The sequence below is a fragment of the Janthinobacterium sp. TPC_1 genome (assembly GCF_056037845.1).
The window spans coordinates 3,978,980-3,998,172 of the sequence record NZ_CP195157.1; the positions used below are offsets into that span (position 1 = coordinate 3,978,980).

Consider the following 19,193-nt stretch of genomic DNA (forward strand, 5'->3'; position numbering starts at 1 on the left):
CGGGAATCCGCACATGGGAACGAGAAGTGCAGTAGCGTCTGATGGCATAAAAGCCTAAATTGTTTATACTGCATTTTTTTTGCGTGAACGCGGTTTTTTCGCGCGCACGGATCGGCGGGCTTTGGCACGGCCCGCTTATTGCGAGTAAAATCGTGTTTCTAGCTATAGGTAAAGAGATGCGCACTGCATCCAAGGAGTCTTCGTGAATAACATGTTTTCCAAATCTGCCATCTGGGTAGTCGTATTGCTGCTGTTGTTCATGCTGTTCAAGCAATTCGACAGTCATGGCGCCACAGGCGGCAGCAAGGCCATCGCTTATTCCGATTTGCTGGATGAAGTCAAAGCCAAGCGCGTCAAGGATGTCGTGATCGAAGGTTCGTCGATCACCGCCAAGCTGATGGACGACACCAAGGTGCGTACCACCGCCACCAGCCTCGACAAGGGCCTGATCGGCGACCTGCGCGACAATGGCGTGCATTTCGATGTGCGTCCGCCCGAGGAAGCGTCTTTCCTGCAAACTATTTTTGTTTCCTGGTTCCCCATGCTGCTGTTGATCGGCGTCTGGGTCTTCTTCATGCGTCAGATGCAAGGCGGCGGCAAGGGCGGGGCATTCTCGTTCGGCAGTCGAAGGCGCGCATGATGGATGAAGCCAGCAACACCGTCACCTTCGCCGACGTCGCCGGTTGCGACGAAGCGAAAGAAGAAGTCAACGAAGTGGTCGACTTCCTCAAGGATCCAAGCAAATTCCAGAAGCTGGGCGGCCGTATTCCCCGCGGCGTGCTGATGGTCGGTCCTCCGGGCACGGGTAAAACCCTGCTGGCGCGCGCCATCGCCGGCGAAGCCAAGGTGCCGTTCTTCTCGATTTCCGGTTCCGACTTCGTGGAAATGTTCGTCGGCGTCGGCGCCAGCCGCGTGCGCGACATGTTCGAAAACGCGAAAAAGCATTCGCCGTGCATCATCTTCATCGACGAGATCGACGCTGTCGGCCGTCACCGCGGTGCCGGCATGGGCGGCGGCAATGACGAGCGCGAACAGACCCTGAACCAGTTGCTGGTCGAGATGGACGGTTTTGAAGCGAACTCCGGCGTCATCGTCGTGGCCGCCACCAACCGCGCCGACGTCTCGACAAAGCCTTGCTGCGTCCGGGCCGCTTCGACCGCCAGGTCTCCGTCGGCTTGCCCGATATCCGCGGCCGCGAACAGATCTTGAACGTGCACATGCGCAAAGTGCCTATTGGTACTGACGTGAAAGCCGATATCCTGGCCCGCGGCACCCCCGGTTTCTCGGGCGCGGATCTGGCCAACCTAGTCAACGAGGCAGCCCTGTTCGCCGCGCGCCGCAGCAAGCGCCTGGTGGAAATGGCCGACTTCGAAGATGCGAAAGACAAGATTTACATGGGTCCCGAGCGTAAATCGATGATCATCCGCGAGGAAGAGCGTCGCAATACGGCTTACCATGAGTCCGGTCACGCCGTCGTCGCCAAGCTGTTGCCGAAGGCTGATCCCGTGCATAAAGTGACGATCATGCCGCGCGGCTGGGCCTTGGGCCTGACGTGGCAGTTGCCGGAACACGACAACTTGTCCGCCTACAAGGACAAGATGCTGGAAGAAATTTCCATCCTGTTCGGCGGCCGTATCGCCGAAGAGATTTTCGTTGGACAAATGTCCACGGGTGCGTCGAACGACTTTTCGCGTGCCACCAAGCTGGCCCGTTCCATGGTGACCCGCTTCGGCATGTCCGACAGCATGGGCGTGATGGTCTACGAAGACAGCGAAAACGAAGGTTTCTTCGGTGGCGCCACCAAGACGATCTCGGAAGCGACCCAGCAAAAGGTCGATGCTGAAATCCGCAATATTCTCGACAAGCAATATGCTTTGGCGCGAACCTTGCTGGAAAGCAACCGCGACAAGGTGGAAATGATGACCAAAGCCTTGCTGGAATGGGAAACCATTGATGCAGAGCAAATCAATGACATCATGGCCGGCCTGGAGCCGCGTCCACCGAAAGTCATCCCGCCACGCCGCAATGCGGGCGACAGCGGCACGGGCGGCATCTCGCCAAACGTGACGGCGCCAGCCTGATAGCTGCCACTGCCTGATTAGTGGCATGTAATAGAAGGGTAAGGAGGAGCAATCCTTGCCCTTTTTCGTTGCCGCGGCAGTTTTTTCCTGACGACTAAAAAGATTCACATGCGACACTATTTGCAATTCGGCCGCTTCGGCTTCAACCTGTCCGGCACGCAGGCGCTGGTGATGGGCATCCTGAACATCACGCCCGATTCGTTTTCCGATGCGGGCCAGTATCAGCACCTGGAATTTGCCCTGTCGCGCGCCGAGCAGATGATTGCTGACGGCGCCGACATCATCGATATCGGCGGCGAATCGAGCCGCCCCGGCGCGCCGCCGCTGCCGCTGCAGGACGAGTTGCAGCGCGTCATGCCCGTGCTGTACGCCTTGCGCGACTGCGGCAAGCCCCTGTCCGTCGACACGTATAAACCCGAAGTGATGCGCGAAGCCATCCTGGCGGGCGCCGACATGATCAACGACATCAACGGTTTCCGCGCGCCGGGCGCCATCGACGCCGTGCGGGACAGCGACTGCGCGCTGTGCATCATGCACATGCAAAGCGTGCCGCAAACCATGCAGGACCAGCCGCAATACGAAGACGTGGTGCGCGAAGTCATCGCCTTCCTGCGCGAACGCATCGACACCATGACGGCGGCCGGCATCGACCGCGAGCGCCTGTGCATCGACCCCGGCTTTGGCTTCGGCAAGACGGTGGAGCAGAATTACGCTTTATTGCGCGCCACGCGCCGGCTGCGCAGCGAGCTGGGCCTGCCCGTGCTGGCCGGCCTGTCGCGCAAGTCGATGATCGGCGCCGTCACGGGACGTCCCGTCGAGCAGCGTCTGGCCGGCAGTGTTGCCGGTGCACTTGCTGCGGTAGCGCAAGGTGCGGAAATTATCCGTGTGCATGATGTAGCTGAAACCGTCGATGCATTGAAGGTCTGGCGCATGGCACACTGAGCCTGTAAGATTTATCATAAACAACAAAAAGAGAAATACGATGACGCGTAAATATTTTGGCACCGATGGCATCCGCGGCCTGGTGGGCACGGCTCCGATCACCCCCGATTTCGTCATGCGCCTCGGCTATGCGGCCGGCAAGGTGCTGGCCAAGTCGCAAGGCGGCAAGGCGCGCCCGACTGTGCTGATCGGCAAGGACACGCGCATTTCCGGCTACATGCTGGAAGCGGCGCTGGAGGCGGGCTTGTCGGCCGCCGGCGTGGACGTGATGCTGGCCGGCCCCATGCCGACGCCGGCGATCGCCTATTTGACGCGGGCGCTGCGCCTGTCGGCCGGCGTGGTCATTTCCGCCTCGCACAATCCGTATCACGACAATGGCATCAAGTTCTTTTCCGGCCAGGGCACCAAGCTGCCTGACAGCGTGGAACTGGAAATCGAAGCGGCGCTCGACGAACCGATGGCTTGCGTGCCATCGGACAAGCTGGGCCGCGCCAAGCGCCTGGACGACGCCCAGGGCCGCTACATCGAATTTTGCAAGGGCACCTTCCCGAACGAGCTGGACTTGCGCGGCCTGAAGATCGTTGTCGATTGCGCGCATGGCGCCGCCTATCATATCGCCCCGCACGTCTTCCATGAGCTGGGCGCGGAAGTCATCGCCATCGGCAACAAGCCCGATGGCTTCAACATCAATGCGGGCTTTGGCGCCACGGCGACCAAGGCCATGGCCGAAGCCGTCGTCGAGCATGGCGCCGACCTGGGCATCGCCCTCGATGGCGACGCCGACCGCCTGATCATGTGCGATGCCACGGGCCGCCTGTATAACGGTGACGAGTTGTTGTACGTCATGGTCAAGGACCGCCTGGCGACGGGCCCCGTGGCCGGCGCCGTCGGCACCCTGATGACGAATATGGCGCTGGAAGTGCTGTTCAAGCAGCAGGGCATCGGCTTTGCGCGCGCCAAGGTGGGCGACCGCTACGTGCTGGAAGTCATGAAGGAAAAGGGCTGGATACTGGGCGGCGAAGGTTCCGGCCATTTGCTGTGCCTGGACAAGCACACGACGGGCGACGGCATCGTTTCCGCGCTGCAAGTATTGTCCGCGCTCAAGCGCAGCGGCCAGAGCCTGCAGCAATGCCTGGCCGAACTGGTGCTGTTCCCGCAAACCCTGATCAACCTGCGCGTGGCGCCCGGTTTCGACTGGCAGAAAAATGCCGCCATGGTGGCCGAGAAGGAACTGGTCGAGGCCGAGCTGGGCGACACGGGCCGCGTGCTGATCCGCGCTTCTGGCACGGAGCCGCTGATTCGCGTGATGGTGGAAGCGAAAGATAAGGACAAGGCTGAATCGATGGCGCGCCGCATCGCGGATAAAGTGGCGGTGTAAGGGCAGGCGCCGATAGTTATTTCCATCTAATTCGTCTATGGCAATTGACGAAATTGAGTGGGGGCGTTATTATCTTGTCTTCGGAGTGTGGCGCAGCCCGGTAGCGCACCTGGTTTGGGACCAGGGGGTCCAAGGTTCGAATCCTTGTACTCCGACCAAAGTCATAAGCGGGCTGTCAGAAATGACAGCCCGTTTTCTATTCCGCGCAAGCATTTCATTGCTGGCGTGCATGGATTAAAATACTGCACCTTTCCGCCCATCGTTCAACGGATAGGACAACGGTCTTCTAAACCGTGAATGGGGGTTCGATTCCCTCTGGGCGGACCAGTTTCATACTGGCCACGAGCATGCGGCAAGCTGCCGCACCACAGCGCATCGTTCCCTTCCTCCCGTCTTGCTCGCCGGTTCTACGGCTGCGCAAACAACACCAAACTCAGCAAATACAGCAGCGGCACCGCGCACAGCAGCGCCGAACACAGCGATAGCACTTTCTTGCTCGCCATGCGCGCCAGGCGCAGCCGTTCGCGCACGGGCAAATGCTGGCGCAGCAGGCTGCGCGCGCGGGGGTGGAATGGGGATTCATGCATGGAAGCTCCTTCGCAAGGGTGGCGGTGGTGCCAGCCAGCATAGCGAGAGGTGCATAAAGGCGGTGTAAAGAGTCGGGCGCGGCGCGTATGCGCGGTGTAAACGGGGCGCCGCGGCCCGTGAGGGCGGAGCTTACTTTTCGCTGTCGTCGGGACTCTTGCCGAACAGACGATCCTTGGCGTTGAGCAATTTTTGTACCTTGGCGCCCATTTTCATCAGTTGCGCCATCGATTCGGGCGACAGGCGCTGCAAGTCGTCGAACCAGGTATTGGCCAGGTCGACCAATTCATACATCTCGCGCATGCGCTCCTGCGCATACTGGTCCACGGGTTCCGTGGCCGGCGCCAGCAACGATTCGCGCAGCACCGTCAGGGTGGGCGCCACTTCGCGGCGACGGCGCTCGGCGGCCACCACGCGGAAGATCTGCCACACGTCGCCCAGCGAGGAAAAATATTCGCGCCGGTCGCCGGGGATGCGCGACTGGCGGATCAAGCCCCAGCCCTGCAATTCCTTCAAGCCGATGCTCACGTTCGAGCGCGAGAAACTCAGGTGTTCCGCGATTTCATCCGCGTGCAAGGGATGCTCCGCGACAAATAACAAGGCGTACACTTGCCCCACCGTGCGGTTAAAAGCCCCAGCGGCTGCCCATCTCGCCGAAATGGCTGACGAAGGTCAGGATCAGCGGCGTCATTTGGATATTTTGAGTTTTCATAATTATCCGAATTTTTTCACGCCATACTGGTGGGGTCAATTGATATATGTCATGTTTCGCAGTATTATACAAAAAATCGAATTTACAGAAAATTCTGAAAACTCAAAAAGTATAAGATGCCGACCACGCCTTTGTCCTTGCCCCGCTTTATTCTTCCCCGTGCCGCCAGCCTGGCGCAGGGGGGCGCCGCCTTGCTGTGGCTGCCGCAAGCGGCCTTGCTGGCCTGGGCCGTGCAAGCCATGCTCGATGGCGCGCCCTGGCGCGCGGCCCTGTTGCCGGCGGCCGGCGTGCTGCTGCTGGGCGTGCTGCGCGCCGGCTGCGAAGCGTGGGGCGCGCGGCGCATGTACGCGGCGGCGCGCGGGCACCTGTCCACCTTGCGCGCGCAAGTGGCGCAAGCACTGGCGCGCCGTTCGCCGCTGGACCGCCGCCAGCGCGCCCGGTCGGGCCAGGCGGCCAGCGTCATCGCCGAGCAAGCCGAAGCCATCGTGCCGTATCTGGTGCGCTACAAGCCCGCGCGCTGGAAGGTGCTCACCGTGCCGTTCGTGATCCTGGCTGCCGTGACGCCGCTGTCGTGGATCGCCGCCTTGATCCTGCTGATCGCCGCGCCCCTGATTCCCGTCTTCATGGCCCTGGTCGGCATGGGCGCGCAAGCGGCAAGCCGCGCGCAGATGGTGGAAATGGGCAGCATGAACGCCTTCCTGCTGGATCGCCTGCGCGGCCTGGCCACCTTGCGCGCGCTGGGCGCCGTCGACGCCACGGCCGAGCGGCTCGATGCCTCGTCGCAATCCGTGCGCCGGCGCACGATGGTGGTGCTGCGCATCGCCTTTTTGTCGTCCGCCGTGCTGGAACTGTTTTCCGCGCTGGGCGTCGCCATGGTGGCCGCGTTCATCGGTTTTTCCTTGCTGGGCAGCATCAATTTCGGCACCTGGGGCCGCGAATTGACGCTGGGGCAGGGCCTGTTCATCCTGCTGCTGGCGCCCGCGTTCTTTGAGCCGCTGCGCGAGCTGGCCGCCGTCTGGCATGACAAGGCGGCCGGCGAAGCGGGCCTGGCCGGCTTGCACGACCTGGCGGGCGAGGGCGTCGCCCTGCCTGGCTTTGGTGCGGAAGTGGCCGCCGTCTCCGCCGCCGCCATGGCGGTGGCGCCGCCGCCGGCCATTGACATCCATCAACTGCGCTTTGCCCACCCTGGCGAAGCGCCCGTGTTCCACGGCTTCGATTTGAGCGTGCGCGCCGGCGAACACGTGGCCCTGCTGGGCGCCAGCGGCGCCGGCAAGACCACCTTGCTGTCCCTGCTGGCCGGCTTGCTGCCCGCCAGCGGCGGCGAGATCCGCATCGGCGGCGTGCGCCTGACCGACAGTACCGTGAATACCTTGCGCCAGCGCATGGCCTGGATGGGCCAGCGTCCGCACGTGTTTGCCGCGTCCTCAGCCAGAACGTGACCCTGGGCCGCAGCGGCGCCAGCGGCAGCCCCGCGCAGGTGACGCAGGCGCTGCACCTGGCCGACCTGGCCGGCGTGGCGCAGGCGCAGCCGGCCGTCATGCTCAGCGATGGCGGCCAGGGCTTGTCCGGCGGCGAAGCCGTGCGCCTGGCCCTGGCCCGCGTGGCCCTGCATCCGCATGCGGATTTGCTGCTGGTCGATGAACCGACGGCCCACCTGGACAGCGAAACGGCGGCGCGCGTCACGGACGCCTTGCTGGAATTGGCGAAAGGCAAGACGATGCTCGTCGCCACGCACGACCCCGTGCTGGCGGGCCGCTTGCAGCGCACGGTGCACGTCGATGCGCAGGCGCAGGAGCTGAGCGCATGAAGAATTCACTGGCATTGCACCCCGTCCTGCGGCAATTGCTGCTGGCCCAGCCCGGCAAGCTGATCGGGGGCGCCTTGCTGGCGGCCCTGACGGCCGTGGCCGGCATGGCCTTATTGGGCTTGTCCGGCTGGTTCATCACGGCCACCTCGATTGCCGGCCTGCATGCCTCGACGGCCATCCTGTTCGACGTGTTCGGCCCGTCGGCCGGCATCCGCCTGCTGGCCATCGGCCGCACGGGGTCGCGCTATGCGGAGCGCCTCGTCACGCACGACGCCACGTTCGCCGCGCTGGCGGCCATCCGCGTGCGACTGTTCCGCGGCTGGTCGCGCCCGGAAGCGGCCAGCCGCTTGCTGCGCCAGCCGGCCAGGCTGCTGTTCCGCCTGACGGCCGATATCGACGCGCTCGAAGCGCTGTATCTGCGCCTGCTGGTGCCCGCCTTCACGGCACTGTGCGCGGCCTTGCTGGCCGGCGTGGCGCTGGGCGCGATGCAGTGGCAACTGGGCCTGGGCCTGGCCGCGTGGCTGCTGGCCGCCGGCGGCGGCATCAGCTGGGTCGTGGCGCAGCGTGCCCGCCGGCCCGCCATCGTGCGCTCGCGCGCCATCGAAAAATTGCGCTCCGGCACCATCGACCTGGTGGCTGGCCAGACGGACCTGGTGATGGCGGGCCGCATCGACGCCCAGTGCGCCGTGCTGGGACAGATCGACCGCTCGCTGGCGCAAGCCGATGTCGCCCTGCAGCGCCTGGAGACGGCAGCCGGCGCCGCGTATGGCGTGGCCGGCAGCGCGCTACTTTCCGGCGTCTTGCTGGCCGTGGCCGCGCTGGTGCAGCAGCAAACACTGAACGTGCCGCTGGCGGCGCTGGCCCTGCTGATCGCCCTGACGGCCGTGGAACCGTTTGCGGGATTGCGCCGCGGCGCGCTGGAAGCGGGGCGCATGCTGCTGGCCATGCGCCGCCTGGCGCCGCGCCTGGATGGCGACGATGTACCGCCGCCGCCCGTCGACGCCGCACCGGGCTTGCGCCTGGACAATGTCAGCGCCGCGCATGCGGGCAGCAATGTTGCAATTTTGCATGACATATCGCTGCACATCGCCGATGGCGAGCGCGTGGCCTTGATCGGCCCCAGCGGCGCGGGCAAGTCCACCTTGCTGGCCATCGCCGCGCGCGAGCTGGCGCCGCTGTCGGGCACGGTGCACGCGGGCCGCGCCTGTTTGTTCACCCAGAAGACGGAATTGTTCCAGGACAGCTTGCGCGACAACCTGCGCCTGGCCGACCCGTCCGCCAGCGATGCGCAGCTGTGGGCGGCGCTGCAATCGGCCGGCCTGGACGAGGAAGTGCGGGCCCTGGCGGGCGGCCTCGACACTTTGCTGGGAGAGGGCGGCCTGGGCTTGTCGGGCGGCCAGGCGCGGCGCCTGGCGCTGGCGCGGCTGTTCCTGCATGCATCGGCCTTGTGGCTGCTGGACGAGGCGACGGAAGCGCTGAATGCGCAGACGGCAAGCGACGTGCTGCAGCGCCTGCGCGCGCGCTGCGAAGGGCGCAGCTTGCTGATCGCAACCCACTTGCGGCGCGAGGCGGCGCTGGCGGACCGGCTGGTGAGCCTGCGCGACGGCCGCATCGTGGGCGACGCGCGCCGTGGCACGCCAGCCTTCGAGGCGGCGCTGGCGGGCTTGCGCGGCGATTAGGGAATAAAGAAGACCGGAGACACAGGCGGTGCCGCACGCCAGCCTGAGGGCGGCGGAACCAATCGAACTACATCAGATAGATACCAAGTTTACAATTCAGTAGGGAAACACCAAGGAAATCATATGGACTTCGATATTGTCGCTTTATCCAGACTGCAGTTCGCGCTGACAGCTCTGTACCACTTTATATTCGTTCCGCTGACGATAGGCCTGTCAGTGATCCTCGCCATCATGGAGACGGTTTATGTGATGACGAACCGTCCCATCTGGCGCGACATGACCAAGTTCTGGGGTGTCTTGTTCGGCATCAACTTCGCCATGGGCGTGGCGACGGGCATCGTCATGGAATTCCAGTTCGGCATGAACTGGAGCTATTACAGCCATTATGTGGGCGACATCTTCGGCGCGCCGCTGGCCATCGAGGGCTTGATGGCCTTCTTCCTGGAAGCGACCTTCGTCGGCCTGTTCTTCTTCGGCTGGGACAAGCTGTCGAAGCGGGGCCACCTGGTCACCACCTGGCTGGTGGCCATCGGCTCGAACTTCTCGGCCCTGTGGATTTTGATCGCCAACGGCTGGATGCAAAATCCCGTCGGCGCGGCCTTCAATCCGCAGACCATGCGCATGGAAGTGACGGATTTCGGCGCCGTGCTGACGAATCCTGTTGCGCAGGCGAAATTCGTGCACACGGTGTCGGCCGGCTATACGGCGGCGGCCATCTTCGTGCTGGGTATTTCTGCCTGGTATCTGCTGAAAGGCCGCCACGTGCAGCTGGCCAAGCGCTCGATGACGGTGGCCGCCTCGTTCGGCCTGGCCGCCACCCTGTCGGTGGTGGTGCTGGGCGACGAAAGCGGCTACCTGTCGTCCGAACATCAAAAAATGAAGCTGGCCGCCATCGAAGCCATGTGGACTACGGAGCCGGCGCCCGCCGCCTTCACGGCCATCGGTTTCCCCGACGCAAAAGCGCGCGAGACGCATTATGCCGTGCACATCCCGATGGTGATGGGCCTGATCGGCACGCGTTCGCTGACGACGGAAATCCCCGGCATCGAGCAATTGGTCGACCGCGGCGAACTGCTGATCCAGGATGGCATCAAGGCGTATGACGCGCTGCAAACCATCCGCAGCGTGGCGCCGGGCAGCCCCGTGCCGCAGGACGCGAAAGACGTGTTCGAGTCGAAAGGCCAGTCCATGGGCTACGCCTTGTTGTTAAAACGCTATGTCGACGATCCGCGCCAGGCCACGCCCGAGCAGATCCGCAAGGCCGCGCTCGATACCGTGCCGCCCGTGGGGCCCTTGTTCTGGTCCTTCCGCGTGATGGTGGGCCTGGGCATGTTCTTTATCTTGTTGACCGGCACCTTCTTCATCCTGTCGACGCGCCGCACCTTGGACAAGCACCGCTGGCTGCTGAAACTGGCCGTGCTCGCCATTCCGCTGCCGTGGGTGGCGATTGAGGCGGGCTGGATCGTGGCCGAAGTGGGCCGCCAGCCGTGGGTCATCGAAGGCGTGCTGCCGACGGCAGTGGCGGTCTCCAACCTGGGCGCGACGACCTTGCTGATTACCATTGCCGGCTTTGCCGCCATCTACACCGTGCTGTTGATTATCGAAATGAAGCTCATGCTCAAGGCCATCCGCAAGGGGCCGGAAGAGACGGCGCCGGCTACCGCGCCCGCCGCAGCCATTCATACTCAACGCGCCTAAGGAGGGCCAGACCATGATTTTGCATGAAATGATTTCTTACGAAACACTGCGCCTGATCTGGTGGCTGCTGATCGGCGTGCTGCTGGTCGGCTTTGCCATCACGGACGGCTTCGACCTGGGCACGGGTATTTTGCTGCCCTTCGCCGGCAAGACGGACCTCGAGCGCCGTGTCATCATCAACAGCATCGGTCCCGTGTGGGAAGGCAACCAGGTGTGGCTGATTCTCGGCGGCGGCGCCATCTTTTGCCGCCTGGCCGCAGCTGTACGCCGTGTCGTTCTCGGGCTTTTACCTGGCCATGTTCGTCATTTTGGTGGCGCTGATCGTGCGTCCCGTGGCGTTCAAGTTCCGCAGCAAGCGCGAAGACCCGCGCTGGCGCGCCCGCTGGGATGCGGCCCTGTTCGTGGGCGGCTTCGTGCCGGCCCTGATCTGCGGCGTGGCCATCGGCAACGTGCTGCAGGGCGTGCCGTTCCGTTTCTCGCCGGACATGCACATCTTCTATGACGGCACGTTCTTCGCGCTGCTCAACCCGTTTGCCCTGCTGTGCGGCCTCGTCTCGGTCGCCATGCTGGTGATGCACGGCGCCACCTGGCTGCAACTGAAAACGGACGGTCTTGTCGCCGAACGGGCGCGCCGCTACGGCAGCGTGGCGGCGCTTGCCACCGTCGTGCTGTATGCGGCAGCCGGCGTGGCCCTGTGGCTGTGGGTCGATGGCTACCGCGTCACCAGCGCCGTCGTCGTCGACGGTCCGTCGAACCCGATGCTGAAGACGGCGCAAGTGCACGTGGGCGCCTGGTTCGCCAACTTTGCCGCCCACCCGTGGACCTGGATCGCTCCAGCGCTGGGCCTGCTTTGCCCGCTGCTGGCCTTCGCCTTCCAGCGCGCGCGCCGCGAAGTGCCCGCCTTGCTGGCCAGCGCGGCTGCCATCGCCGGCATCATCCTCGGCGTGGGCGCGGCCATGTTCCCGTTCATCCTGCCTTCGTCGATCGATCCGCGCGCCAGCCTGACGGTGTGGGATTCCTCGTCCAGCCACATGACCCTGTTCATCATGCTGGTCGTCACGGCCGTCTTCATTCCCCTCATCGTGGCCTACACGACGTGGGTATATAAAGTGCTGTGGGGCAAGGTTGATGGAAAAGCAATCGAAGACGAGAGCGGTCACGCTTACTAAGAATTAAGGAAAGGATATAACTATGTGGTATTTCGCCTGGATACTGGGTCTTCCGCTGGCGGCGACGTTCGCGACGTTGTGCTCAATGCGATGTGGTATGAAATCGCCGATGGCGACACGACACCTGAGCAGTACCGCGACACGCCGAAGTAAAAGCGCGTCGGCTTGACTGGCCCCGCCCGGTGCGATGGTTTTGCCATTGCCGCCCGGCGGGGCTTTGCTATGGTTTTCCCGCATTTCCGGAAAGCAATTGCAGCAATAAGAATGCTGTGAAGCACGGATGGATTCGTTGTGCGGTCAACACAGAACGCGTCGCCGTAGCGCCAGAACTTCACTGCTCCCTGCATGTCCATCGCCCGGCCCTGCCGTTCGCGGCAGCCGCGCGCAGGGGAGGGAAGCGCTAGAACTTGTTTTGACGCCGATGTCACGGCTCTTTACATAAATTTATGTTTTTTGTGTTTTTTATTTTCATATTTGTGAATTTTAATTAAATTCGTACTAAATTGTCAGAATTCGCTGTAAAATAAGTTGCCTGTCATAAAAATATAATGATGATTTGGCAGGTTTTTCGCGGCTTGACTGAGCGTCTGCCATCCGCGCGAGAGTAGTGCCGCCTCGGTCGCTGAACCAGGGGCAAGCATAGTTAATTTAAGGAAAACATCATGAGTATGCTAAGAGGACTCAAACTAACGCACCGCCTGGCTGTGCTGATTGTGATCTTTTCAGTCGGTTTCATCCTCTATGGCCTATGGTCGTTCAAGACTCTGCAAGAATGGAAAGTGAACGGCCCTGTCTATCAGAAAATTGTGCAAAGCAAGGATCTGATTGCGGACGTGTTGCCGCCGCCGGAGTACATACTGGAATCCTATCTGGTCAGTTTTCAGCTGATGGCGACCGAGGATCGTGCCGAACAGGCGCAGTTGATCGCCCAATTCAAAACGCTCAAACATGATTACGATGAGCGCCATGCATTCTGGAAGGGCGCGGCACTGGATGCCGATATCGCCGGGCTGTTGCTGAACAAGGCGCATGCGCCGGCACAGGCCTTCTATACGACGGCACTGCAACAGTTCATCCCCGCAATCGAGGCGCAGGACAAGGCTGGCGCCGCCGTTGCGATGAAAACAATGACGATGAGCTACGCCCAGCATCTGCAGGCCATCAAGCAACTGGTCGAGATGACCACCCAACGCGCGTCGGCGATAGAGGCGGAGTCGGGCGCGCGCATCACGGTGGCGAGCAGCTTGCTGCTGGCGATACTGCTGGTCTCGCTGGGCACGGCGATTGCGGTGGCTGTGCTCATCAGCAAGAGTATTACCAAACCACTGCAGGATGCCGTGAACATTGCCCGCATCGTCGCTTCCGGTGACCTGCGCAGCCATATCGCAACGGACTATCGCGACGAGCCGGGCGAATTGATGCGTGCTCTGAAAAGCATGACGGAGAGCCTGCGTCATACGGTGAGCCGTGTGCGTGGCGGGACTGAAACCATTTCGACTGCCTCGCAGGAAATTGCTGCTGGCAATCTGGACCTCTCGGCCAGAACGGAGGCTCAGGCCGGTGCACTGGAGCAAACGTCGTCGGCGATGCAGCAGCTAACCAGCACGGTGCAGCAGAATGCCGAAAGTGCCCAGCAAGCCAATCAACTGGTTTTGTCGGCTTCAGCGGTCGCGGTGCAGGGCGGGGAGGTGGTCGAGCGTGTCGTCGCGACCATGGGCTCCATCAAGGATAGCTCGAACCGTATCGTCGAGATCATTTCCGTGATCGATGGCATCGCGTTTCAGACCAATATACTGGCCCTGAACGCGGCAGTAGAAGCGGCGCGCGCCGGTGAACTGGGGCGCGGTTTTGCTGTCGTCGCATCGGAGGTGCGCGCCCTGGCGCAACGGTCCGCCAGTGCCGCCAAAGAGATCAAGCAGCTGATTGCCGAATCGGTCGAAAAAGTCGAGCTTGGCAGCAATCTGGCCGATGAAGCGGGCGGCACGATGAAGCAAATCGTCTCATCGGTCCAGCAGGTCGCGGGCATCATGGGCGAAATCGCCGTCGCCAGCCACGAACAAAACGATGGCATCAAACAGGTGAATCAGGCCATCAGTCAGATGGATGCGGTGACCCAGCAGAATGCCGCCCTGGTCGAGCAGGCAGCGGCGGCAGCGGCCAGCATGCAGGAGCAGGCGGACAACATGATGCAGGACGTGCGCGTGTTCAAATTGCTGGCGTGACCTCAGTGTCCGGCCTTGTGCCACCGGACAGGCGGGGGACTCAGGCCGGCGTGCTGGGTGAAGGTTTCGGCACGGCAACAGCAATCGGGTCGCTGGCCGGAAAGCTTTCTTTCAGCGCTTCATCGAGCGCTTCCTCGGCGTGGCTTTCGCCAGCCGGCGTGGGCGAATCGCGCTCCGGTGGCGGGGCGGGCGTGGTGGCGGCGTTGGTGCTCGAATGCATGGTGATCCCCTCGCGGTGGTGCGCCAGGTTGCCGGGAGGCGATGGCGCGGGCTGATGCTTTCAGCCTAGCACATCGCGCAGAAATAGCGCGCCCGCTGCGCCCGCAGCAGGGACGGATGGCAGCGTCTGCTACACTGCGCTCCACTTTGACCGATGGAACCGCCATGACCTCCCTATCCCTGCCATACCGCGCCACCGCAACCGAAGCTTGTGCCTGGCTGGCGCAACAGACGGGCACGCCATGGAGCCTGGCGCGCCTGCTCGAGCAGGGCGGCTTGCCGTACGTCTGGCTCGACTACAGCGAGGCCTGGGCCGAGCTGTTCCATGACGGCGTGACGCGCTATGCGGCGCCCGTCGTGTTTATCGGCGACAAAGAACACCTGGCCTCGGGCGCCGGCGACGTGTGGCTGCGTTTGACGCGCGACTCCGGCAACATCGCCATCGAACTCAAGGCGCCGGGCTTGCGCGTGCCGCTGGACGGCTTGCACTTCCAGGAGCGCGATCTCTTGCGTTTGCTCAAGGAGTTGCAGCATCCGCAGCCGGCAGAAGCGGAAGCGGACAAGGCACCCGTGGTCTTGCCCAGCGCCTTGAAGGGCCTGGGGCGTGAACAGATTCTGACTGCCTTTGCCGGCGTGGGCAAGGTCGACCTGGACAAAGGGATGGCTGGCGGCGTGGGCATCTTTGGCGACGATGGCGCCCGCGTGCGCAAGAATTCGCGCGGCGGCAAGAATAGCCATTTGTGGCATCCGGTGACCTTGGCGTTCGGCTTGCACGATGTGCACCGCGTGCCGATGGCGCACCTGAAGAAGGCGTTCGCCACGCAACCGTTGCTGCGCGAGTGGAAGGCGGACTGGCTGGAATCGCTGCGCTTGCTGGGCGAGTAATTAGATGACTCAAGCGTGCCGCGCGCCGCACGTTGCGCCAGCCGTGCCGGCATCTTGTTCGACGGCATCGGCCTTGCGATCGATTATTCGCTTTCCTCGATCCTGCCGCCGCATTGCGTATAGCAGGCTCTGTAATCTGCCTCGCATTGCCATGTTCCAGATGCGGTTGAGGAGCAATATTGGCGTTTCTTCGAGCACAGTTCCCGCTCCGCATCTGTTTTCGCCACTGCCAGGCAGATGGACACTGTACTGACGTTGCGCATCTCACAAGCTTGTGCCTGCGCCGCAGCAACTTGCTCCTTGCCGGCAATGCATATTTGTTGATTGGTCCCGCAGCTCGTCACGCATTGACGCCCCGCATCGGAGTTCGGGGGAATAAAGCGATAGCTTGTGCAGCCCGCCAATGTGATCGCGAAACAAATCGCAGCGGCAAGGCGGAACAAGAAGGAATGGTGGATTTGCAAGGTACGCATGCTCGAAAAGTGCTTTCTCGTATAGATGAATTGGCTTGAATATCGTAAGTATTGATATTCTGACAGGCGATCATTTCAAGAACAATGCGCTGCAATAATTGTTACATCTTGGCGGGCGGCAGTTTTACAGTTCGATGGGCGCCACGTCGGTGCCGATATCGGGCGCCGCGTAATGCATGCTGAAATACACGAAGGCGCCGATATTGAGGGCGACCGTGATCCAGAACACGATGCGGAACGAGCGCTTGCTCGACTTGTGGCGCAGCCATTGCTGGGCCAGCACGGCGCACGGCGCCCGGCCAGCCGCAAAGCAGCCCCAGCAGCAGCAGGGTGCGCTCCGAGGTGCGCCAGCGCCCTTGTTTTGCGGCCGATTTGTCGATCGCATAGGCAACGAAGCAGCTGAGGCTCAGCACGCCATACACGAGGGCGACCAGGACGGGGATGTGGAAAAAGAAGGTGGCCAGCAAATACAGAACGGCAAAGAACAGGATGACAAGGTAGGGCATAGGATGGGTCGGCTTGAGCGGGGACGTGAGTATCCCACACGGGCAGCGATGCCGCTGGCTAAAATAAACAGCCTTGCGCCATATCAATGTGCACGGCGCGGCGGCGGGCGTGGCCCGTTTTCAGTGCTTCGCGGTCGCTGGACAGGGAAATGCCTTCCAGCGCCAGCAAGGTTTCCTTGGCATGCAAGCCGCCCGCAAAGCCCGTCAACTCGCCGGTGGCGCCGATGACGCGGTGGCAGGGGGCGATGATGGAAATGGGATTCCTGCCATTGGCGGCGCCCACGGCGCGCACGGCGGCGGGGCGGCCGATCTGGCGCGCGATCTCGCCATAGCTGCGCGTCTGGCCGTACGGTATCGTCAGCAGCGCGCGCCACACTTCCTGCTGGAAAGGCGTGCCATCGAAATCGAGCGGCACGTCAAAACGCTGGCGCGTGCCGGCGAAATACTCGCCCAGCTGGCGCGCCGTTTCCTGCAGCACGGCGCAACTGTCATCGACGCGCATCGCGCCCAGGCGCACGCGGTTCGGCTTGTCGTTTTCCCACAGGATGGCCGCCAGCGCCGCGCCGCGCGCCACCAGGGTCAGTTCGCCCACGGGCGAGGGCACCACGATGCAGTCGTATTCCATGTCTGTTCCTTGATCGGAGAGTGCCAGTGTAGCAGGCTGGCGGCCGCTTGCGTATTGCGTGTAGGATAGTGTTTTATCGACATGGAGCACCGGCTTTGACGACGATCCCCACCTACGAGACCATCCGCGCCATTGCCCAGCGGCTGGTACGCGAACGCTATCCCACGGCCGTGGCGGCCATCATCGGCGGCTCGTTCGCCACGGGCCGGCAAACGGCCAGTTCCGATATCGATTTGCTGCTGCTGTTCGAGCACGTCGATTGCGCCTGGCGCGACACCCTCGTTGCCGAAGGCCGCACGGTGGAACTGTTCGCGCACGACCTGGCCACGTTCACGTATTTTTGCAAGGAAATGGATGCACCGGGCGGCACGGTGCCGCTGGCGATGATGGTCGTCGAAGGGGAAAACATCGTCGCTGCAAGCGAACACTACGCGCAACTGCACGCGCTGGCGCACGCCATCGACACGGCCGGGCCGCCCGTGCTCGACGTGGAAAACCTGCAGCGCCGGCGTTACGCCATCACCACCGCGCTGGAAGACCTGGTCGACAGCACGCATCCGGGCGAGGCGCTGGCCGTCGCTTGCCAGCTGTATGCAGCGCTGGCCGACCTGAGCCTGCGCGCCGCAGGGCAGTGGAGCGGCGGCGGCAAGCACCATTCCGCCGCCTGCAGGCGTTCGACGCGGCCATCGCCGCACAGCTCGATGGCGCGCTGCGCCTGGTCGCCAGCGACTTGCCGGCTGGCCAGCGCGCGTTCGAGCAAGTCGCCGCCGCCGTGCTGGCGCCCGTGGGCGGCCCCTTGCTCGATGGCTTTACCTTGCCCGCCCCCGGGCACTGGCGTGCTTAGAACGCCGTGCGCACGGCCAGGCTGATGTTGCGCGGCTCACCCCAGAACACGCCGTCGAAGAAGCCCACGTTGCGGTAGTACTTTTTATCGAGCAAGTTATTCACGTTCAGCTGCACGCTGGCGTGGCGGTTGATGGCATAGCTGGCCATGGCGTTGACCAGCGCATAGCCGGCCTGCGGGATATTCGTCATCTCGTTCGATGGCGGGCGGCCGTACCACGATTCGCTGTAGGTGGCGCTTTGCGCCGTCATGCTGGCGCCCGCTTTCAGGCCGCTCAGGCGGCCGTCGAAGCGGTAGCTGGTGGCCAGGCGCAGCAAGTGGCGCGGCTGCGTGGTGGCGGCGCGACGGCCATCGGCCTCGGCCGCGTGCAGATAGGTATAGCCGCCGCTCGCTTCCCAGCCGGGAGACAACTGGCCGGAGACGTCAAATTCGACGCCCTTGGCCGTCACGCCCGCGCCATTGGCCACCATGGCCTGGCCGCCGTCGGGCAGCAAAAAGCCGGGCGGCACCGTGCGGTCGAGTTCCGCCAGGTTCTTTTTCTTCGTGTGGAACAGGGCGGCCGATGCATTCAGCTTGCCTTCATAAAATTCGCCCTTGATGCCCAGTTCCGCATTGTCGCCTGTTTCCGGCGCCAGGAACTTGTCGTTGCGGTCCTTGCTCGATTGCGGGTTGAATAGTTGCGTGAAGCTGGCGTAGGCCGAATATTGCTTGTTGATATCGAACACGGCGCCCACGTATGGCGTGACTTCATTGCGCGTTTCCACAAAGTCGCCGCTGCCCGTGTACACGCCTTGCGTGTTGTAGTTGCGCGTGTGTCCGTGCGGTAAGTACTGCTGCGCGCGCCGATGATCACATGCAGCGGGTCGACCAGGCTCAAACGCGTGGCCACATAGCCGCCCGCCAGGCGCGTGACTTTTTCCGTATGCGAGCCATCCGGGTGGAATACGGGGCGGGGGATGTTGCCCGTCCAGCTGCGGTAATCAGGGACCAAAGGTTCATAATCGATTTTCGCCTTGCCACCGGGGGAACGCTCCTGGCGGTTGTCGCCATTCCAGCCGATGATGGCCGTGTGTTTGCGTCCCAGCAAGGTAAATGGCCCGCTGGCGTAGACGTCGAAATTGTCGCTGTTCCTTTCTCCCGCGCCCCGTGCGCCCGTCCACAGTTTCATGCCTGTGCCGGTGGCGGGATCGGGATGACCTTCGCCCGCATAGGCGACGGTGGTGCGGTTCGTGCTTTCCGTGCGCGCATAGCCGAGGTGAAGATTCCAGTTGCCCGGCAGGCGCTGGTCCACCGACGTGAATACCGTGTGCTGCTTTTGGGCCCAGGTGCTCCATGGCGTCGTCCAGCTGGTGTTGCGCGGCAAGTTCG

13 protein-coding genes, 2 tRNA genes and 5 pseudogenes are annotated in these 19,193 nt (G+C 62.9%); 13 read left to right on the top strand and 7 right to left on the bottom strand.

Annotated elements, in window-relative coordinates:
* The first annotated feature begins 202 nt into the window (after positions 1-202).
* From ftsH to ACQVLG_RS19600, 5 genes and pseudogenes are all read left to right on the top strand, one after another.
* Positions 203-2,081 (top strand): annotated as a pseudogene (ftsH, locus tag ACQVLG_RS19580) (ATP-dependent zinc metalloprotease FtsH).
* A 108-nt stretch (positions 2,082-2,189) separates the two neighbouring features.
* Complete coding sequence (gene folP / locus ACQVLG_RS19585; RefSeq protein WP_474290695.1) at positions 2,190-3,023, top strand: dihydropteroate synthase; 834 nt, start codon at positions 2,190-2,192, stop codon at positions 3,021-3,023.
* A gap of 40 nt (positions 3,024-3,063) precedes the next feature.
* Positions 3,064-4,401, top strand: a complete 1,338-nt coding sequence (glmM, locus tag ACQVLG_RS19590) for a phosphoglucosamine mutase (RefSeq protein ID WP_230540807.1) — start codon at positions 3,064-3,066, stop codon at positions 4,399-4,401.
* 81 nt (positions 4,402-4,482) lie between these two features.
* Positions 4,483-4,559: transfer RNA gene (locus tag ACQVLG_RS19595), tRNA-Pro, on the top strand.
* 94 nt (positions 4,560-4,653) lie between these two features.
* A tRNA-Arg gene (locus ACQVLG_RS19600) sits at positions 4,654-4,728 on the top strand.
* 80 nt (positions 4,729-4,808) lie between these two features.
* Here the strand turns inward: ACQVLG_RS19600 and ACQVLG_RS19605 are convergent.
* Both ACQVLG_RS19605 and ACQVLG_RS19610 read right to left on the bottom strand, forming a co-directional pair.
* Positions 4,809-4,988 (bottom strand): hypothetical protein, encoded by a 180-nt coding sequence (locus ACQVLG_RS19605; RefSeq protein ID WP_230540806.1) that lies wholly within the window; start codon positions 4,986-4,988, stop codon positions 4,809-4,811.
* A gap of 130 nt (positions 4,989-5,118) precedes the next feature.
* Positions 5,119-5,677 (bottom strand): annotated as a pseudogene (locus ACQVLG_RS19610) (GbsR/MarR family transcriptional regulator).
* A gap of 137 nt (positions 5,678-5,814) precedes the next feature.
* On the opposite strand from ACQVLG_RS19610, the pseudogene cydD reads away from it, so the two are divergent.
* The 6 genes and pseudogenes from cydD to ACQVLG_RS19640 all read left to right on the top strand — a co-directional run bounded on the left by cydD (position 5,815) and on the right by ACQVLG_RS19640 (position 14,273).
* A pseudogene (gene cydD, locus ACQVLG_RS19615) lies at positions 5,815-7,505 on the top strand (thiol reductant ABC exporter subunit CydD).
* A complete protein-coding gene (locus tag ACQVLG_RS19620) occupies positions 7,502-9,184 on the top strand; it encodes an amino acid ABC transporter ATP-binding/permease protein (protein WP_474290696.1) in 1,683 nt (560 codons plus the stop codon). Before cydD ends, ACQVLG_RS19620 begins: the two are co-directional and overlap by 4 nt.
* Positions 9,185-9,307: 123 nt before the next feature.
* Positions 9,308-10,882 (top strand): cytochrome ubiquinol oxidase subunit I, encoded by a 1,575-nt coding sequence (locus ACQVLG_RS19625; protein ID WP_474290697.1) that lies wholly within the window; start codon positions 9,308-9,310, stop codon positions 10,880-10,882.
* Positions 10,883-10,895: 13 nt separating this feature from the next.
* Positions 10,896-12,051: pseudogene (cydB, locus tag ACQVLG_RS19630) on the top strand (cytochrome d ubiquinol oxidase subunit II).
* A gap of 22 nt (positions 12,052-12,073) precedes the next feature.
* Positions 12,074-12,204: pseudogene (cydX, locus tag ACQVLG_RS19635) on the top strand (cytochrome bd-I oxidase subunit CydX).
* Positions 12,205-12,755: 551 nt separating this feature from the next.
* Positions 12,756-14,273: a methyl-accepting chemotaxis protein gene (locus ACQVLG_RS19640; RefSeq protein ID WP_474290698.1), complete on the top strand. Its 1,518-nt coding sequence runs from the start codon at positions 12,756-12,758 to the stop codon at positions 14,271-14,273.
* 40 nt (positions 14,274-14,313) lie between these two features.
* Here the strand turns inward: ACQVLG_RS19640 and ACQVLG_RS19645 are convergent, their stop codons facing one another.
* On the bottom strand, positions 14,314-14,493 hold the full coding sequence (locus ACQVLG_RS19645; RefSeq protein ID WP_230540800.1) for a hypothetical protein: 180 nt from the start codon (positions 14,491-14,493) through the stop codon (positions 14,314-14,316).
* A 164-nt stretch (positions 14,494-14,657) separates the two neighbouring features.
* Between ACQVLG_RS19645 and ACQVLG_RS19650 the strand changes: the two genes are divergently transcribed.
* A complete protein-coding gene (locus ACQVLG_RS19650; RefSeq protein ID WP_474290699.1) occupies positions 14,658-15,377 on the top strand; it encodes a hypothetical protein in 720 nt (239 codons plus the stop codon).
* A gap of 83 nt (positions 15,378-15,460) precedes the next feature.
* On the opposite strand, the gene ACQVLG_RS19655 is transcribed toward ACQVLG_RS19650, so the two are convergent.
* The 3 genes from ACQVLG_RS19655 to ACQVLG_RS19665 form a co-directional block, all read right to left on the bottom strand.
* Positions 15,461-15,850, bottom strand: a complete 390-nt coding sequence (locus ACQVLG_RS19655; protein ID WP_230540798.1) for a hypothetical protein — start codon at positions 15,848-15,850, stop codon at positions 15,461-15,463.
* Between the two features lie 101 nt (positions 15,851-15,951).
* Positions 15,952-16,356: a DUF1294 domain-containing protein gene (locus ACQVLG_RS19660; RefSeq protein ID WP_474290700.1), complete on the bottom strand. Its 405-nt coding sequence runs from the start codon at positions 16,354-16,356 to the stop codon at positions 15,952-15,954.
* Between the two features lie 58 nt (positions 16,357-16,414).
* The gene (locus ACQVLG_RS19665) at positions 16,415-16,981 is read right to left on the bottom strand and encodes a methylated-DNA--[protein]-cysteine S-methyltransferase (protein ID WP_474290701.1); all 567 of its coding nucleotides are present in this window, start codon (positions 16,979-16,981) and stop codon (positions 16,415-16,417) included.
* Positions 16,982-17,076: 95 nt separating this feature from the next.
* On the opposite strand from ACQVLG_RS19665, the gene ACQVLG_RS19670 reads away from it, so the two are divergent.
* On the top strand, positions 17,077-17,850 hold the full coding sequence (locus tag ACQVLG_RS19670; protein ID WP_474290702.1) for a nucleotidyltransferase domain-containing protein: 774 nt from the start codon (positions 17,077-17,079) through the stop codon (positions 17,848-17,850).
* On the opposite strand, the gene ACQVLG_RS19675 is transcribed toward ACQVLG_RS19670, so the two are convergent.
* On the bottom strand, positions 17,822-18,613 hold the full coding sequence (locus tag ACQVLG_RS19675; RefSeq protein WP_474290703.1) for a TonB-dependent siderophore receptor: 792 nt from the start codon (positions 18,611-18,613) through the stop codon (positions 17,822-17,824). The two genes, ACQVLG_RS19670 and ACQVLG_RS19675, sit on opposite strands and share 29 nt — an antisense overlap.
* Positions 18,614-19,193: the final 580 nt, after the last annotated feature.

Excerpts from the sequence above, each read along its gene's own strand:
- folP (WP_474290695.1), top strand. The coding sequence starts at position 2,190 with ATGCGACACTATTTGCAATTCGGCCGCTTCGGCTTCAACCTGTCCGGC.
- glmM (WP_230540807.1), top strand. The coding sequence starts at position 3,064 with ATGACGCGTAAATATTTTGGCACCGATGGCATCCGCGGCCTGGTGGGC.
- ACQVLG_RS19605 (WP_230540806.1), bottom strand. The coding sequence starts at position 4,988 with ATGCATGAATCCCCATTCCACCCCCGCGCGCGCAGCCTGCTGCGCCAG.
- ACQVLG_RS19620 (WP_474290696.1), top strand. The coding sequence starts at position 7,502 with ATGAAGAATTCACTGGCATTGCACCCCGTCCTGCGGCAATTGCTGCTG.
- ACQVLG_RS19625 (WP_474290697.1), top strand. The coding sequence starts at position 9,308 with ATGGACTTCGATATTGTCGCTTTATCCAGACTGCAGTTCGCGCTGACA.
- ACQVLG_RS19645 (WP_230540800.1), bottom strand. The coding sequence starts at position 14,493 with ATGCATTCGAGCACCAACGCCGCCACCACGCCCGCCCCGCCACCGGAG.
- ACQVLG_RS19650 (WP_474290699.1), top strand. The coding sequence starts at position 14,658 with ATGACCTCCCTATCCCTGCCATACCGCGCCACCGCAACCGAAGCTTGT.
- ACQVLG_RS19655 (WP_230540798.1), bottom strand. The coding sequence starts at position 15,850 with ATGCGTACCTTGCAAATCCACCATTCCTTCTTGTTCCGCCTTGCCGCT.
- ACQVLG_RS19660 (WP_474290700.1), bottom strand. The coding sequence starts at position 16,356 with ATGCCCTACCTTGTCATCCTGTTCTTTGCCGTTCTGTATTTGCTGGCC.
- ACQVLG_RS19665 (WP_474290701.1), bottom strand. The coding sequence starts at position 16,981 with ATGGAATACGACTGCATCGTGGTGCCCTCGCCCGTGGGCGAACTGACC.